At 62.6% G+C, this 18,296-nt stretch carries 4 protein-coding genes; 1 reads left to right on the forward strand and 3 read right to left on the reverse strand.

All coding sequences use genetic code 11. The features are described 5' to 3' along the window. Positions 1 to 212: 212 nt before the first annotated feature. On the forward strand, positions 213 to 14,864 hold the full coding sequence (locus tag ABAC402_RS31545) for a cadherin-like domain-containing protein (RefSeq protein WP_235079959.1): 14,652 nt from the start codon (positions 213 to 215) through the stop codon (positions 14,862 to 14,864). A gap of 341 nt (positions 14,865 to 15,205) precedes the next feature. Here ABAC402_RS31545 and ABAC402_RS31550 read toward each other — a convergent pair whose 3' ends face one another. The 3 genes from ABAC402_RS31550 to ald all read right to left on the reverse strand — a co-directional run bounded on the left by ABAC402_RS31550 (position 15,206) and on the right by ald (position 17,968). Next, the gene (locus tag ABAC402_RS31550; RefSeq protein WP_023449792.1) at positions 15,206 to 15,736 is read right to left on the reverse strand and encodes an N-acetyltransferase; all 531 of its coding nucleotides are present in this window, start codon (positions 15,734 to 15,736) and stop codon (positions 15,206 to 15,208) included. A 345-nt stretch (positions 15,737 to 16,081) separates the two neighbouring features. Beyond that, positions 16,082 to 16,594, reverse strand: a complete 513-nt coding sequence (locus tag ABAC402_RS31555) for a GNAT family N-acetyltransferase (RefSeq protein WP_023449793.1) — start codon at positions 16,592 to 16,594, stop codon at positions 16,082 to 16,084. A gap of 276 nt (positions 16,595 to 16,870) precedes the next feature. Next, entirely contained in the window at positions 16,871 to 17,968 is a 1,098-nt protein-coding gene (gene ald, locus ABAC402_RS31560) for an alanine dehydrogenase (RefSeq protein ID WP_023449794.1), read from the reverse strand. Positions 17,969 to 18,296 lie beyond the last annotated feature (328 nt).

Below are 18,296 nucleotides of genomic sequence, written 5' to 3' on the forward strand. Positions count from 1 at the left end.
TCAGTTCAGACTGCATCCAGTGGCCGTTCCCCTGTTCAGGGGATGTGGGATCAATTGGGTTACAGCATTTGTAAATATTAAGCGTTTGTTAAAGTGCCTAAATGGCGCTGGTATTTCGTCTTGAAAAATAGGGTCCGATCACGGGCCTGTCGACGGTTGGGTTTTTGTGCGCGCAGATCCTTGCCCGTCGGTGCTTTGCAACGGGAATGGACATGGTCGATTACAACGGGACTTCGGGCAACGATAACTTCGGTGGCACCGTCGAAGACGATACCATTCGCGGCAATGCCGGCAATGATACCTTGGGCGGGGGCGCCGGCAATGACGTCTTCGTTTTTGCCGAGGGCGATGGCAACGACCTGATCGATGTCCAGAACTTCGCCGCGGCAGATGTCGACACCATTGTCATCGAAGGCGCCCTGACCATCGACAATGTCTGGATGGAGCGGGTTCAGTCCTATAATCCCAGCTATGGTTACGGCTATTTCGACTTGGTGATCCACTATGGCAGCCAGGGCGATACCATCACCCTGCGCGGCCAGTTCAACAATCAGCTCTTCGGCGTGACCACCTATAACGCTGTCCAGACCCTGACGATCGGTGGCCAGACCATCAGCCTTATCTCCGACCTGGAACTGTTCGGCGGCAATATTGGCGCGCTTTTGCAGGGCACCGACGGCAATGACACCCTATGGGGTGAGGATGGCGCCGACCCGATCTATGGCTATGGCGGGCATGACCTGATCGACGCCGGCAGTGGCAATGACGTCGTCTACGCCGGGGCGGGCAATGACACCGTGACGGCTGGCACAGGGGATGACCTGATCTACGCATCGTCGGGCGATGATCGCCTGGTCTTTCGCGTTGGTGACGGCGACGATACAATCTATGTCAGCGATGCTGACGTTGCCGATGCGGATGTTATCGAAATTCTCGGCAACTTGACCCTGACCAATGTCTGGTTCCAGCGCACCCAGTCCTACCATCCGAGCTACGGCTACGCCTTTTTTGACCTGATCATCCACTATGGTGACCAGGGTGACTCTATTACCCTGGTCGGGCAGTACTATAATCAGATCTTCGGCGTTGCGACTTACAACGAAATTCGTACGCTGATCGTTGGCGGCGTCGCGTACGACATCGTCAGCCACCTGGATTTGCGCGGCACGGCGGCGGGCGAAACGATCCAGGGCAATGGCGGCAACGATACTCTGGCGGGTCTTGACGGTAATGACGGCCTGTATGGCTATGTCGGCAACGACAGTATCAACGGCGGCGGCGGCAATGACGCGCTGTCCGGTCATCAGGGCGCTGACACTTTGATCGGTGGTACCGGCGACGACCAGATCTACGGTGGCGCGGGTGACGATCGTTACGTCTTTACCTTGGGTGACGGCGACGACACGATCAATGTCCAGGACTATGGCGCCGGCGACCAGGACGTCATCGAGATTACCGGCGACATCACGATTGATGACGTCTGGTTCCAGCGCGTTCAGTCCTATAACCCGTGGTTCGGCTATATCTGGCAGGACCTGATCATCCATTTCGGCGACAGCGGCGACTCGATCTATCTCAGCGGTCAGTTCCAGCGTCAGTATTTCGGATCGACGGATTACAACGAAATCACCACCCTGGTGATCAACGGAGTGGCCTATGATCTGGTCGATCACCTCAATCTGCGCGGCACCGATGGCAGCGAGTATGTTCTGGGCAATGACGGCAACGACACCCTGACAGCGCTCGACGGCAACGACTATGTCTACGGTTATGAAGGTAACGACGTTGCAGACGGCGGCGCCGGCATCGATACGGTTTACGGCGCCGCCGGCGCCGACACCGTCACCGGCGGTACTGGCAACGACCAGCTCTATGGCGGCGAAGGCAATGACAGTTTTGTCTTTGCCGAAGGCGACGGAAACGACACCCTGCTTGTTCAGGATTACGCCGCAGGTGACCAAGATGTTATCGTTATCGAAGGCGACCTGACGATTGACGATGTCTGGTTCGAGCGCGCCCAGTCCTACAATCCCTGGTTTGGTTATGTCTGGCAGGACCTGATCATCCATTACGGCGACGCCGGCGACACCATCTATCTGAGCGGTCAGTTTCAGCGCCAGTATTTCGGCAACACCAACTACAACGAGATTGCGACCCTGGTCGTGGGAGGTATCGCCTATAACATCGTCGCTCACCTGAATCTGCGCGGCACCGAAGCCAGCGAGTCCGTTCTGGGCAATGGCGGCAACGACACATTGACCGGCTTTGGTGGCAATGACTATCTGGCTGGTTATACCGGAAACGATAGCGTAGATGCCGGCGCTGGAAACGACACGGTCTATGGCGCCGAAGACGTCGATACCCTGATCGGCGGTACGGGCAACGATCAGCTCTACAGCGGGTCGGGCGATGATATCTTCCGCTTCACCGAAGGTGACGGCAACGACACAATTTCCGTCCAGAATTCGGCAGCCGCCGATTCCGACACGATCGAACTCCTGGGCGACCTGACGATCAATGAAATCTGGTTCGAACGCACCGTCTCCTATAACCCCTGGTATGGCAATGTCTGGCAGGATCTGGTCCTGCACTATGGCGAGGGCACGGACTCCATCCTGCTCGTTGAGCAGTTCCGTAACGATATTTCTGGCACGGCGGATTACAACTGGATCGATACGCTGATCGTGGGCGGTGTCACCTATAGCCTCAGCGATGGCCTGAGTTTTCGCGGGACGGCAGGTGCCGACCCCGTCGTGGCCTCAAACGGCGATGATCGGATCGCCGGCCTGGAAGGCAATGATACGATCTACGCCTATGAAGGTGACGACACCATCACGGGTGGTCTGGGCAACGACCTGATCTATGGCTACGGCGGCATCGACGTCGCCCTGTATGACGGCCAGGCCAGCGACTACACAATTGTCGTCAATGGCAGCACGACCACCGTCACGGACAACCGCGATGGCAGCCCCAACGGCACCGACACCCTGGAGGGTGTAGAACTGATCGAGTTCGCCGAGCAGGACGCTGCTACCGGACCGGTGACGCGGATCGGTACGGCCGGCAACGACACCCTGAACGGTGGCGATTTTGGTGACTCGATCTACGGCTATGATGGCGACGATGTCGTCACGGCGGGCGCTGGCCGCGATGTTGTCTATGGCGGAGCTGGTGCCGACAGCCTGGATCTGGGCGCCGGTGACGATACGGTCGATGGTGGCGCGGGCAACGATACGGTCGTGGCCGGGGACGGCAATGACAGTGTGTCAGATACGGATGGCGTGAATGCCGTCGACGGTGGAGCGGGGGCCGACACGATCGTTTCGGGCGGCACAGTCGATGGCGGTGACGGCAACGACTCCGTCGTCGGGACGGTTGCGACCACAGACAGCCTTAGCGGCGACTCGGGAAATGACACCTTGCGCGGCGGCAGCGGCGATATGCTCAGTGGCGGTGACGGCGACGACCTGGTGGACGCGACGGCCCAGGCTGGCGGCACGGCAGGGGCGCTCACCGGCGGCGCCGGCAACGACATTATGTTGGCCAGTGGGGGTAACAGCGACGGTTCGATCAATATCATCGAAGGCGGCGTCGGCGCGGACTCGATCACCGGCGGCGCCTATGGCGACTCCCTTAGCGGTGGTGACGACGACGACCAGATCCGCGGCGACGGCGGCAACGACGTCATGGACGGCGGTACCGGTTTGGACACCATCCTGATCAATGGCAATCGCGCCGACTTTACCCTGGTCCGCGACAGCGAGACCGGTGTCGTCACCTTGACTGACAACCGCGATGGCGCGCCGCAGGGTGTCGACACGATCTCCGGCGCCGAGGTCCTGCGCTTCAACGATCTGGACGTGACCTATCAAGGTCGCAGCCTGACAGGAACCGAAGCCGGTGAAACCATCACCGGTTCCGCTGCCAACGATACGATATCCAGCCTGGGCGGCAACGACACCATCAACGGCAATGGCGGGGCGGATTCGGTCGATGCCGGTGCCGGTGATGACTACGTGTCGCTGAGCTATCAGAGCGACGATGTCCTGGGCGGCGACGGTAACGATACGGTTTCGGCTGGCGAAGGCGACAACAACGTCGATGGCGGAACGGGCGGCGACAGCCTCTATGCCGGAGGCGGCGCCGACACCGTCACCGGTGGCGACGGAAGCGACTATATCAGCGTCGGCGCCGGCTTGAATCTGGTCGACGGCGGGTTGGGCAACGACTCGATCTATGCCTCCGGGACAGTCCAGGGGGGCGAGGGCGCCGACTACATCAATGCCGACCAGGCGGTCAGCTTTGGCGCGACGATTTCGGGTGGAGCGGGCAATGACCACCTGGTTGCAACCCAGAACAACACCGGCACCATCAATATCATCGATGGCGGGGCCGACGATGACTACATCCAGGCCGGCAATCAGGCCGACAGCCTGGTCGGCGGCACAGGCAATGACAGCCTCTGGGGCTATAGCGGCGACGATACGGTGTCGGGCGGTGACGGCGGCGACTACATCCATGCCGGCCCGGGCCTGAATCAGGTCACCGGCGGAGACGGCAACGACACCATCTATGCCACAGGCACCGCCGACGGCGGCGAGGGTGCCGACGTGATCAATGCAGATCAGGCGGTCGACTACGGTGCGACCCTCAGCGGCAGCGCCGGCGACGACTATCTGTTGGGAACGCAGAACAACTCCGCGACAGTGAACCTCATCGATGGCGGTGCCGGCAACGACACGGTTCTTGGCGGCAACGCGGGTGACAGCTTGGTCGGCGGTGCCGGTGACGACGCGATCTATGGCTATGGCGGCGATGACACGGTCGACGGCGGCAGCGGTATCGACATCTTCTATATCAACGGTAACCGCGCCGACTTCTCCGTCACCGAAACCGCAGAAGGTGACGTCATCGTCACGGACAATCGGCCGGAGCCCAACTACGGCACAGATACCCTGACGGGCATTGAAGTGATCCGCTTCAACGACCAGGATGTGTCCTACCAGGGCCTGACCTTGAACGGGGACGGTACGGGCGAGACTATGACCGGCTCGGCCGCTGGCGATACCATCAACGGCGCTGGAGGCGGTGACCGCCTGGAAGGCGAAGGCGGGCGCGACAGCCTCAGCGGCGACGCCGGCAATGACAGCCTCTACGGCGGTGCGGGCGGCGACAGCCTGGCCGGCGGCGACGACAATGACCTGTTGCTGGGCGAAGGCGGCCATGACAGCCTGTCCGGTGGCGCTGGCGATGATGAGATTGGCGCTGAAGCCGGCGATGACCAGGTGGATGGCGGCACGGGCCGCGACACCGTATCGGTCAATGGCAATGCCGCGGACTTCACGGTAAGCGTCGATACCTTGAGCGGCGCGGTCACCCTGACCGACAACCGTGACGGCTCGCCCGTCGGTGAAGACACCCTGATCGGGGTTGAACTGATCCGCTTCAACGATGAATATGTCGCCCTGGCCGGCAATACCGGCGTGGTCGTGCTCGGCGATGGCGTGTCCAATGTCCTGAGCGGCGGTCTCGGCAATGACAGCCTGTACGGCTACGAAGGCGGCGACCAGATTTCCGCGGGCGTCGGTAATGACCTGATCGACGGTGGCGACGGCGCCGACCTGGCCTATGGCGGCGACGGCAATGACACGGCACTGGGCGGCGAAGGTAATGACCAGCTTATCGGGGACCGTGGCCAGGACAGCCTGGACGGCGGCACCGGCCAGGACCTCCTGTGGGGCGGGGTGGCATCGGATACCCTGACTGGCGGTGAAGGCCATGACACCCTCTACGGCGAAACCGGGAATGACTCCCTGGTCGGAGGCGAGGGCAACGACTACCTCAACGACAGTTCGGGCAGCAACACCCTTGCCGGCGGCGGTGGCAATGACACCCTGTACGGCAACGGCACCCTGTCCGGTGGTGACGGCGACGACCAGGTTACGGTCTATGGCACGGGCTATGGCGATGCCGGCAATGACAGTATCGATGGCGTCAGCGGCGACCAGAGCCTTTATGGCGGCGCTGGTGACGACAAGCTGCGCGGCATGGCGGGGGCGGACTATCTCGACGGCGGTGAAGGCAACGACATCCTGCAGGGCGACAGCGCCCAGGACGGCGACGACACCATCGCCGGCGGCAGCGGCTACGACGTCGCCATCTATTCCGGCAATGCAGCAGACTACACCATCTCGACCGTCGCCGGCGTGACCACGGTCACCGACAACCGCCCCGGCGCGCCTGAAGGCACGGACGTCCTGACCGGAGTCGAGCTGCTGATGTTCGACGATGGCGAGTACGAACTGATCGCAACGGCGACCGGTATCGTCGTCACCGGCACGGGTGCCGATGACGTCATTCCGGGGCCGACACCGTTCCACGATCTGAACCTGAACGGCAATGATACGGTTGATGCCGGTTCCGGCGGCGACCGGGTCGAAGCTGGCGGCGGCCATGACGTCGTCCTGGGCCGTCTGGCCAATGATGTTCTGGAAGGCGGCTACGGCGCCGACACCCTCATCGGTGGTTCCGGTGACGACACCCTGCTGGGCGATACCGGTCACGATGTGCTGTACGGTAGCGACGGTTCGGCCGGCGGCTACAGCGACGATGCCGACGGCAATACCGACGGTCATCCCGACTTCGATCGCGACAGCCTGGACGGCGGACAGGGCAATGACACCCTGATCGGCGGCAATGGTGAGGACCGCCTGACGGATTGGGTGGGCAACAACCTGCTCCAGGGCGGCGATGACGGCGACAACCTGCTGGGCAATGGCACACTGGAAGGCGGCGCCGGTGGTGACAACATCACCGGTTACGGCAGCCTGAAGGGCGAGGCCGGGGCCGATACGATCAACGCCTATACCGGCGCGACGGCCGAGGGCGGCGAGGGCGGTGACTATCTGTCCGGAGCGTCGCCGGGCGGTATCGATGGCAGCCAGACCCTGCTGGGCGGCGCGGGTAACGACACCATCGCCGCCAACTGGGGCGATGACAGCGCCTCGGGCGGTGACGGTGATGACGTCATGACCGGTTACTACGGCCACGACACCCTGCAAGGCGATGCCGGCAATGACACCATCAGCGACATCAGCGGCAATAACAGCCTGTCGGGTGGCGATGGCAATGACCAGCTTACCGGCGGCGACAGCGACGATACGCTGAGCGGCAATGGCGATGACGATACCCTGACCGGGGCTCTGGGCAATGATTCCCTGGACGGCGGCGCCGGCCAGGATGTGGCCATGCTGTCGGGCAATCGCGCCGTCTACAGCGTCATTCAGGACGGTGCCGGTGGCTATCACATCGTCAACAACCGCGGTTCGGATGGCAGCGACCGGCTGACGGCAATCGAAACCGTTCGCTTTGCCGATGGTGACCTGGTGGTTAGCAGCGCCAATACCGGCGCGATTCTGACCGCCGACAATTCGCCGTCAACCCTGACCGGCAGCGCCTGGGACGACAGCCTCACCGGCGGTACGGCGGCCGACGTGATCGTGGCCGCAGCCGGCAACGACATCGTCAGCGGCGGCGAAGGTGGCGACAGCCTGGACGGCGGCGCCGGCTTCGATGTTCTGGACGGCGGCGCCGACCATGACAGCATCGTCGGCGGCACAGGCGAAGATTCGGTCCTGGGCGGCGACGGCAATGACGTCCTCGATGGCGGCGACGATGCCGACACCGTCTCGGGCGCAGCCGGAGATGACACGGCCAGCGGTGGGGCCGGCCATGACGTGGTCAGCGGGGGCGCCGGCACCGACATGCTTGATGGCGGCCTTGGCAATGACACGGTGACTGGCAATGGCACCCTGTCGGGCGCCGACGGCAATGACAGCGTCGACGGCTCCGGCCAGGTGTCCGGCGACGCCGGCAACGACACGGTCGCGGGTTCCGGCGGCATCGCCGATGGTGGCGAGGGTGACGACCAGGTCCGCAGCTATGGCGGTACCGGCCGTGGTGGTGACGGCAACGATACGCTGCAGGGCTATGCGGCTCAAACGGGCCAGTCGGCCGACGAGTATCTCGACGGCGGCATTGGCCAGGACGCCCTGTACGGCTACGGCGGCAGCGACACCCTGATCGGCGGCCAGAACGACGACACCCTGTCGGGCGGTTCCGGCAACGACATCCTTTACGGCGGTTCGGGCGCTGACCGCGCCTATTTTGCCGGCAATCTGGGCAGCTACACGGTCACCACGGACGAGGATAACCATGTCTCGATCGCCGGCCAGGGCTACGCCATCAGCTACACGGTTGACGAAGACGGCTTTGTCGTCGGTGCGGCGGTGGTCACCGGCTACGATGGCACAGACGTGCTGTACGGCGTCGAAGCCCTGGTGTTTGGCGACACCGAACTGGCCCTGCTGCCCTATAGCAATGTCGGGCTGGAGCTGAACGGCACCTCCGGCGATGACATCATCATCGGCGATATCGGCAACGATACCATGGCCGGCAACGGCGGCCATGACCGCCTGACCGGTGACCAGGGCGACGACTCCCTGTCGGGTAATGACGGCAATGACGTCCTCTACGGCGACGGCGGCAATGACAACCTGGCCGGTGGCGAAGGCCAGGATCACCTCTATGCTGGCGAAGGTAACGATGCCGCCGGCGGCGGTGACGGCAACGATACGATCGATGGCGGTCACGGCGGCGATACGCTGGGTGGCGGCCTGGGCGATGACAGCCTGCTGGGCGGAACCGGCGACGACATCGTTCTGGGCGAAGACGGCAATGACACCCTTTCCGGCGGTGACGGCGCGAATCTTCTTTCCGGCGGCGAAGGTGCCGACTCCATCACCAATGGCGGTACCGGTCTGGCGTCTGGCAATGCTGGCGATGACTGGCTGTGGGGCAATGGGCAGTTGCTCGGCGATGCCGGTAACGACACCCTCTACGCCTGGAGCGAGGGTTTCGGCGATTCCGAAGCGGACGTCCTCTACGTTGTGAGCGGCGGCACCGGCGATGGCGGCAGCGGCAACGACACCCTGGCAGGCTGGGATCCGTACAGCTCGGACGGTGCGCAAACCCTTGATGGTTCGACCGGCGACGACGTCGTTTCCGGCAATCACAGCGACGACAGCCTTCTGGGCGGCACCGGCAATGACACGGTGTCTGGCGGGACCGGCAATGACACCATCGACGGCGGTGACGACGACGACCTCGTGAACGGTGGCGCCGGCGACGATACGATCTCCGGAGGTCTCGGCAACGACACTGCCAGCTATGGCAGTAACCGCGTCTATTATTCCGTCGTTCAGGATGGCCTTGCCGGCTACACCGTCGTCGCCAATCGCTCCGGCGAAGGCGAGGACGCGCTGAACGGCATAGAGACCGCAGCCTTCAACGACCTGAGTCTGGCGCTCGGCGCCGGCACGGCGGGCGAAATTCACACCGGCGACGGCGATGGCAACAGCCTGTCGGGCGGTGGTCTCGACGACAGCCTGGTCGGTCTCGATGGCAATGACACCCTGTCGGGCGGCAATGGCAACGACATCGTCCGCGGCGGTGACGGTGACGATAGCCTCCTGGCCGGATCCGGCTATGACGTCGTCTATGGCGATGCCGGCGATGACCAGGTCGCGGCTGGTGCCGGAGAAGATCAGGTCCGTGGCGGCGCGGGTGACGACACCCTGCTGGGTGAAGGCGACAATGATACTGTCTATGGCGACGGAGGCACGGACAGCCTGTCGGGCGGCGATGGCGCCGACCAGCTTTTCGGCAATGGCACCCTGAGCGGCGGCGAAGGCAATGACCTGGTCCGCGGCAGCGGTACGCTGTACGGCGACGGCGGCGATGACAGCCTCGAACTGACGGGCAGCGCCACGGTGTTTGGTGGCGCCGGCAACGACACGGTGTCGGAGCTGTGGCCCTATTTCGCCGACCACGCCATCTCTGGCGAAGCCGGCGACGATGTCATCAACTCTGGCTACGGCAATGACACGCTCAGCGGTGGTATCGGCAACGATACGCTGGGCGGTGGTGACAATGACGACAGCCTGGCGGGCGACGCCGGCGATGACCAGTTGGACGGCGGCAACAGCTATGACCGCATCGAAGGCGGCGACGGCAATGACACCCTCCTTGGCGGTGCGGGCGATGACCGGCTGTTCGGCCAGGCCGGCAACGATGTCTTCCATGCCCAGGGCGGCAATGACAAGATCTATGGCGGCGGCGGAGTCGATGTTGCCCACTACAGCGGCAACCGCAACGACTATACGATCGTCGAGGATAATGGCGTCATTATCGTCACCGACAACCGCGGCGGCGCACCGGAAGGCCAGGATACGCTTTACGGCGTCTACACCCTGGTGTTTTCCGACGGCGATTATCAGGGCACACCGAACTACGGCTATAGCTATACCGGTTCGGCGCTCAACGACACCATCACCGACCATTCCAGCGACGGCGTTGTCTCTGACCGTCCGGGCTCCAACGATGTCAGCTCCGGGGATGACACCATCCGGGCGGGCGCCGGAAACGACTCCATCTCTGGCCTGGCGGGCGCCGATGAAATCCACGGCGAGGATGGCAACGATACGGTCGACGGCGGGACCGAACCCGACCTGATCTACGGCGAAGCCGGCAGTGATGTTCTGAATGGCGGCGACGAAGACGACCGCCTCGACGGTGGCGCCGACAATGACGCCCTCACCGGCGGCGGCGGCGAGGACTACCTGCTGGGCGGTGACGGCAACGACAATCTGGCAGGCGGCGATCAGGACGACCTGATCGAAGCGGGCGCCGGCAGCGATACCCTGACCGGCAACAGCGGTGCCGACACCTTGTACGGTGAAGGCGACCACGATCTCATCTCTGACAGCGACGGCGACAACCTGGTGTTGGGAGGTGACGGCAACGACACCCTCAGCGGCACGGGCGATCTGCGCGGCGAGGCCGGTGACGACGTCCTGACCGGCGGTGCTTTGACCCGCCTGAGCGGCGGCGAAGGCAACGACTCCCTGAGTGGTTCTGGCGACCTCAAAGGCGGCGACGGCGATGACCTGATCACGGCGAGCGCCTTTGGCGACACCATCGACGGTGGTCTCGGTGACGATACGGTCGTCATGAGCGGTGACCGTGCCGGCTACGCCCTGATGGCGGTTGATGGCGGCGGCTATGCCGTCGTGCGCCTGGCGGATCTGTCGGCCGACCTGATCAGCGAGGTCGAACATCTGGTCTTTGCCGACGGTGAAGCGGCGCTGTCGGGCGGCGATATTGTTGCCGGAACGGACGACAACAACGACCTGACGGGTACGGCCTTCGACGACTCGATCTCGGGCGGCCTCGGCAACGACACAGTCACGGGTCTGGCCGGCAACGACCTGCTGTTCGGCGGTGACGGCAACGACGATATCGCGGCCGGAGACGGCCATGACCATGGCGACGGCGGTGCCGGTAACGACAGCCTGGCCGGCGGCCTCGGAAGCGATGTTCTGCTGGGCGGCCTGGGCCACGACGCGGTGAGCGGCGGCGACGGCGATGACCGGGCCGAAGGCGGTGACGGCGTCGATACCCTGCATGGCGACGATGGCGATGACAACCTGTTCGGCGGCAACAGCAGCGACGTCTTGAACGGCGATGCCGGCAACGACACGCTGGACGGGGGCGCCGGCAGCGACTTTATCTGGGGCAGTGAAGGCGATGACGTCGTCAGCGGTGGAACCGGCGACGACGGCCTGGCCGGCGATGACGGTGCCGACAACCTCAGCGATGCCAGCGGCGACAACACCTTAAGCGGTGGTGCTGGCAACGACACCCTGTCCGGCACCGGTACGCTGGACGGCGGCGACGGTCATGATGCCATCAGCGGCTCAGGCACGCTCACTGGCGCAGAGGGCAACGACTCGCTTTCGGGCAGCGGTACCCTGTCCGGCGACGCCGGCGCGGACGTCGTGACGGGCGGCGGCAGTGCCGACACGCTGAGTGGTGGGGCTGATAACGATACGGTCTCCGGCAACGGCGGCCATGATGACATCACTGGCGGTACGGGCGACGACGTCCTGACCGGCGGTGCCGGCAATGACACCTTGTCGGGCGACGACGGCAGCGATACGGCGATCTTCGCCGGGGCGCGCGATCAGTACACGATCGTTTCCGACCAGGCCGGCGGCTACATCATCGTCGACAACTTCCCGGAAAATGGCGACGAAGGCACCGACCATTTCTCGGGCGTCGAGTACCTGCAGTTCGCTGACCAGTTGATCGATGTCACGGCCTCGAACTTCGGCATCATTATCGACGGCAGCGCGATCGCCGACAACAAGACCGGCACATCGGGCAACGACTTCCTGCGTGGCTTCGGCGGCCAGGACACCCTGACCGGTTTCGACGGCAATGACACCCTGATCGGTGATGACGACGCCGACCAGTTGTCAGGCGGCAATGGCGAAGACGTTCTGAACGGGGGTTCTGCGGCGGACAACCTGGCCGGCGGCAGCGGAAACGACACCTATGCCGTTGACGACGCTGCCGACCTGATCGTCGAGAGCGACGGCGGCGGGACGGATCTGGTCCTGTCCGATGCGGCCGACTACGTCCTGGCGGCTCACGTCGAGAACCTCAGCCTGCAAGGGCCCGGCCATATCAACGGCACTGGCAATGCGCTGAACAACCTGATCACCGGCAATGACGGCGATAACCTCCTGAGCGGCGGTGCGGGCGATGACACCCTCACCGGTGGACTGGGCGACGACACGGTTGCGGTCAGTGGTCTGCGCAGCGCCTATCACGTCACGGTTTCGGGCGGTGTCTACACCGTCCACGGCACCGACGGCGTCGATACGGTCAGCGGCGTCGAGAACATTCAGTTTGCAGATGGCACCTTCGATATCGCAGCCATTCTGCAGGTCGCTCCGGTGGCCGCCAGCCAGACCATCGGCAATGGCGTCGAGGGCGAAGTCATCGCAGGCACCATCGCCGCGAGCGACGCCGAGAACGACGCCCTGACCTACAGCATCGTCTCCGGACCGGCTCATGGCACGATCACGGCCTTTGATGCGGCGACCGGCGCCTTCACCTATACGCCGGACGCTGGCTACTATGGTCCGGACAGCTTCACCTTCCGCGCCAATGACGGCTATGCCGACAGCAATGTCGCCACGGTCTCGCTGACCTTGTATCACCTGGTCCAGGGTGACGGCGGTGACAATACCCTGACGGGCTCCGGTCTGGATGAGGTTGTGCGCGGCCTGAGCGGTCACGACAGCCTGGATGGCGGCACGGGTCTTGATACCCTGTCCGGCGGCGCCGGCAACGACACCTATGTCATCGCTGACGGCGATACCGTGGTGGAACTTGCCGACGAAGGCACGGATACGGTTGAGGCTTCGATCACCTATGGTCTCACCGCCCATGTTGAAAACCTGACCCTGACCGGTGCGGCGGCCATCAACGGCACCGGCAACGCTGGCGACAATGTTCTGACCGGCAACGCGGGTAACAACGCGCTGAGCGGCGGCCTGGGCAACGACACCTATGTCGTCCAGAATGCTGGCGACACGGTCGTCGAGGCATCGGGCGAGGGGACGGACGCGATCGTCGCTTCGGTCAGCTACAGCCTGGCCGGACGCGCGGTCGAAGCCCTGACCCTTACCGGATCGACCGATCTGACCGCTACCGGCAACAGCTTGGCCAACACCCTGAATGGCAATGCCGGCCATAACCTGATCGACGGCGGCGCGGGTAACGACACTATGTCGGGCGGAGCGGGCAACGACACCTTCTCGGTCAACACCATCGGCGATGTCGTCAACGAAAACGCCGATGAGGGTATCGATACTGTGCGCTCGGCGGCGACATTCTCCCTGGGCGCCAACCTCGAAAACCTGGTGCTGACGGGAGTCGCCACGATCAATGGCACCGGCAACAGCCTGGGTAACAGCCTGACCGGCAACAGCGCGGTCAACGTCATGACGGGTGGTCTGGGTGACGACAGCTACTACGTCCAGACGGTGGGTGACGATGTCGTCGAAGTCTCGGGTGAGGGCGCAGATGTCGTCTTCGCTTCGGTCAGCTACGACCTGAACGGCCGCCATGTCGAGACCCTGACCCTGACCGGTTCGGCCCATATCGACGCCATCGGCAACAGCGTGGCCAACATGCTGAATGGCAATGCCGGCAACAATCTGCTGGATGGTGGCGCGGGCTACGATACCTTCGCCGGCGGCGACGGCAATGACACCTATGTCGTCAACCTGTCGTCGGAAACCGTGACTGAAGGGCTCAATCAGGGTACCGACACCGTCCTGTCCTCGGCGACCTTCACCCTGGGCGATCACCTGGAAAACCTGACCCTGACGGGTTCAGCCAACATCAGAGCCACGGGCAACGGGCTGAACAACGTCCTGATGGGCAATGACGGGATCAACAGATTGACCGGCGGCCTGGGTAACGACACCTACTATGTTCAGAACACGGCCGACAATGTTGTCGAAAATGCCGGCGAAGGCACGGACCTGATCTTCTCCAGTGTCAGCTACTCTCTATTGGGGCGCCTGGTCGAAACCCTGCAACTGACCGGCGCCGACAACATCGACGCCACCGGCAACAGTCAGTTCAACAGCCTGATTGGCAACGCCGGTAACAATACGCTTAACGGCAAGGGCGGGGCGGACATCCTGACCGGCGGGCAGGGTGCGGACATCTTCCTGTTCGAAGCCGGCAGCCGTGCCGACACGGTGACCGACTTCAATGGTGCAGACGGCGATAGCCTCAACATCAATGCCTACACGCACGGTGTCGCCAATAACGGCCTGGTCACCCAGGTCGGCAGCGATACCGTCATCAATCTGGGCGGCGGCAATGTCATCACCCTGCAAGGCGTGAACACTGCCGATGTCCTGGGGCATATCGTCTGGTAGAAACGGGACGAATACCCGGCGTCAGCATCAAAAATGACGCTGGGTATTCGCTCACTTCAGCTCAATAGCCGGATTGTGGTCGTCATGTTGTAGCATGTGGTCGAGGCCCTGACCTTCCTGCCGGGCGCGGCGCTCTTCCTGCAACTGCACTTTCTGGCATGGCACGGAATGTTCGATGGGCCGACAGCGGCCGAGCTTCGAGACTGTTTTGAAAATGGGTCAGGCTGAGCCAAAAAGGGCTGGTTCCGAGACCCGGAGCGGAGCGTACCCAAGTACGTGAGCACCGGAAGCGAAGAAAACCGCCGTTTGCAGGCCAGCGTCACCCTTTTACAAACAGTCTCTCATGCGGCCAAGACCATATGGCTAGGTTTAAGGTATTTGTGCATGACGTAGTCGGTAAAGGCATAGTCACCGAATTCGCTGCTGATCTCACGCGCCACGGCGAAGCCCGAACGCAGGCAGAAATCTACCGAGCCGTCGTCGCCCTTATGAACCAGAATGACAACGTCTCGGGCCGCGGCGAAGTGATCCTGCGCGGCGCGGACCAGCGCTCTTCCCAGGCCGTAGCCGCGGAAATCGTTCATGACATAGAGGTGGGTGATGACCACGCGGCTGCCCTCGAGGTGAGCCGAGGCAAAGCCGACATCGACGCGGCCGACCTGGGCGATGAAGTGGGCAAAACCCCGGTCGCGCATGTCCTCTTCCATCTGATCGAGATCAAACAGGGTGCTGACGGTCTCGTCCATATCGACCGGAGCGATGGTGCAACGGTGGTGTTTTGTCCAGATGATCATGGCGAGTTCGCGGACGTCGTCGAGTTCGTCGAGGGTAACGGATCGGACCTGAACGGGTCCTTGGGCATGACTTGACATCAGAGGGCTCCACGTTCTTGGGTGGGGTGGATTGGCTGGGCGACTGGCTATGAGGTCTGTCCGGAGCTGATCTGTCCCGGCACAGTAAATGCTATAACAGCAGGTCTGACGCCTGCCTTGCCGCAGTAACAAAGTGTTAACTGTAATGAATGCAGCATTAATATTTGTAGCATGAAAATACGGCGGCAAAAAGAGCAGGTCTACCCGATAACGCGATATTGACCGCGCAAATCTCCCGATCTGCGTGCATAATTAATGAATCGATAATGATTATGATTGTCGTTTAAGTAAAGTTTGAAACATGTAAGCTTCTGTACTCAAATCATAAGCGCAGCATAAGCGCGATTAAATTGCCTTGTGCATAACATAGTCGGTAAAGCCATAGGGCCCCATTTGAACGGGGACCTCGGCCTCGACCTGGAAGCCGGAGCGCAGGTAGTAGTCAATGGCCGGAGTATTGTCCTTATTGACATACAGCGCCAGCTCGACCGGCGGCGAGCTCGAAATCCGGTCAGCCTGGAAGTGGTCGAGGGCCGCCTGGATCAAGGCCTTGCCAAGGCCCAGGCCGCGGTGGTCATCGCGAACATACAGCTTTTTCAGCCACAGACGGTCGCCTTCCTTGTAGGCCGAGGCATAGCCGACATCGAGGTCGCCATAGCGTACGACCCAGAAGACGTGGCCCTGGCGGATCATCTCGTCTTCCAGATTTTCGGCGGCGTAGAGCACGGCCAGCATGGCGTCGACCCGGTCGGGCGCGATGATGTTGCGATAGCATTTGGGCCAGATGACCAGCGCCAGTTCGCGCACGATCTCCAGCTCGTCGACGCCGATCCGGCGTATCTGAGGCGGTCGGGCCATTGTTTCCCCTTTTCTCGAATCGACAGCCGTCTTTTTGCGGCTTAACGCAAGACTATGTTGCAGAAACGGCGTTTTTCCAAGCTAAATTTTCGCAAGAGTCCGGCGCAACCGGGGGCATAAAAAACGCGCCCAGGGAGGGGAGACGTCCCTGGGCGCCATCACCGGCCAGAATAGGGAGGGCCGGATCTTGTTGGGCAGTTGCCTTACGAACGCCGTCGGCAGATGGATCATGCGAGGCGCATTTTTTGTTTCGGCAAAGAACGCCGGCTGTCGGCCTCAGGCCGCGAACGGCAGGTCCAGGGCTTCGGCGACGGCCTGATAGGTGATCTTGCCATTGGCGACGTTCAGGCCGTTGCGCAGGTGCAGATCGGCTGCCAGCGCCGCCGACACGCCCATGCGCGCCATCTTCAGCACGAATGGAAGCGTGGCGTTGTTGAGGGCAAGGGTCGAGGTTCGCGCCACGGCGCCCGGCATATTGGCGACGCAGTAGTGGACAATGCCGTCGACCAGATAAATTGGATCCTGATGCGTCGTCGGATGCGAGGTTTCGAAACAGCCGCCCTGGTCGATAGCAATGTCGACCAGAACCGCGCCCTGCTTCATGGTCTTCAGCATGTCGCGGGTGATCAGTTTCGGTGCCGCCGCGCCCGGGATCAGCACGGCGCCGATGACCAGATCGGCGTCGCGGATGGCTTCCGCGAGGGCGCCCTTGGACGAATAGGCGGTCTTGACGCGACCGTGGAACAGCTGGTCGATCTCGATCAGCTTGGCGCCGGAGATGTCGAACAGGGTGACATCGGCGTGGAGGCCGACCGCCATCTGGGCGGCATTGATGCCCGAAACGCCGCCGCCGATGATAACGACCTTTGCCGGCGCCACGCCCGGCACGCCGCCCAGCAGGACTCCGCGGCCGCCGAAGGCCTTATGCAAATATGTGGCGCCGACATGGACCGAGATGCGGCCGGCGACTTCGGACATCGGGCGCAGCAGCGGCAGGCCGCCGGCGGCCTCGGTGACGGTCTCATAGGCGATGCACGTGGCGCCGGACGCCATCAGGGCCTCGGCCTGGGGCTTGTCGGCCGCGAGGTGAAGGTAGGTGAACAGGGTCTGGGAGGGCTTCAGGCGGGCGCATTCGTGCAGTTGCGGTTCCTTGACCTTGACGATCATCTCACCGGCGTCGAAAGTCTCCTCAGCGGTGGCCAGGATGGTGGCGCCAGCGTCGCTATAGTCCTGGTCAGAAAAACCGATCCCGGCCCCGGCCTGGGTTTCGACGAAGACCTCATGACCCTGGTGGGTCAGTTCGGCGACGGCGTGCGGTACCAGGCCGACGCGGTATTCGTGGTTCTTGATTTCCTTGGGGACGCTGATCTTCATGGTGTGGCTCCTGGGCGAGCACTTCCCGAAACGTGGCTGCCACTTTCGGTTAGAAGTGCGAAAAAACAAATATTTACCGCGGGCGCCGGTACGCCTCAGGCGGCAATGGGCTTTACGCTTACAATTTAAAGTCTTGGCTGTTGAACGACTTGGCTGTTTGACGGCCTGACTTTTGCATTATGCCGCCCGGTACGCGCCTACGTACCGGACAGAGTTTTCTTCGCGATCTTCTGACGATCGTTTCGTTTCCCTTGAAGTCAATTATATCGCGTCATAAGCGGTAAATCCTCGAAATTTTTAGCATTGCCTCGCCAGCACGTTGGATATA

Origin of the sequence: Asticcacaulis sp. AC402, assembly GCF_000495835.1 — a bacterium.
Classification (GTDB): domain Bacteria; phylum Pseudomonadota; class Alphaproteobacteria; order Caulobacterales; family Caulobacteraceae; genus Asticcacaulis.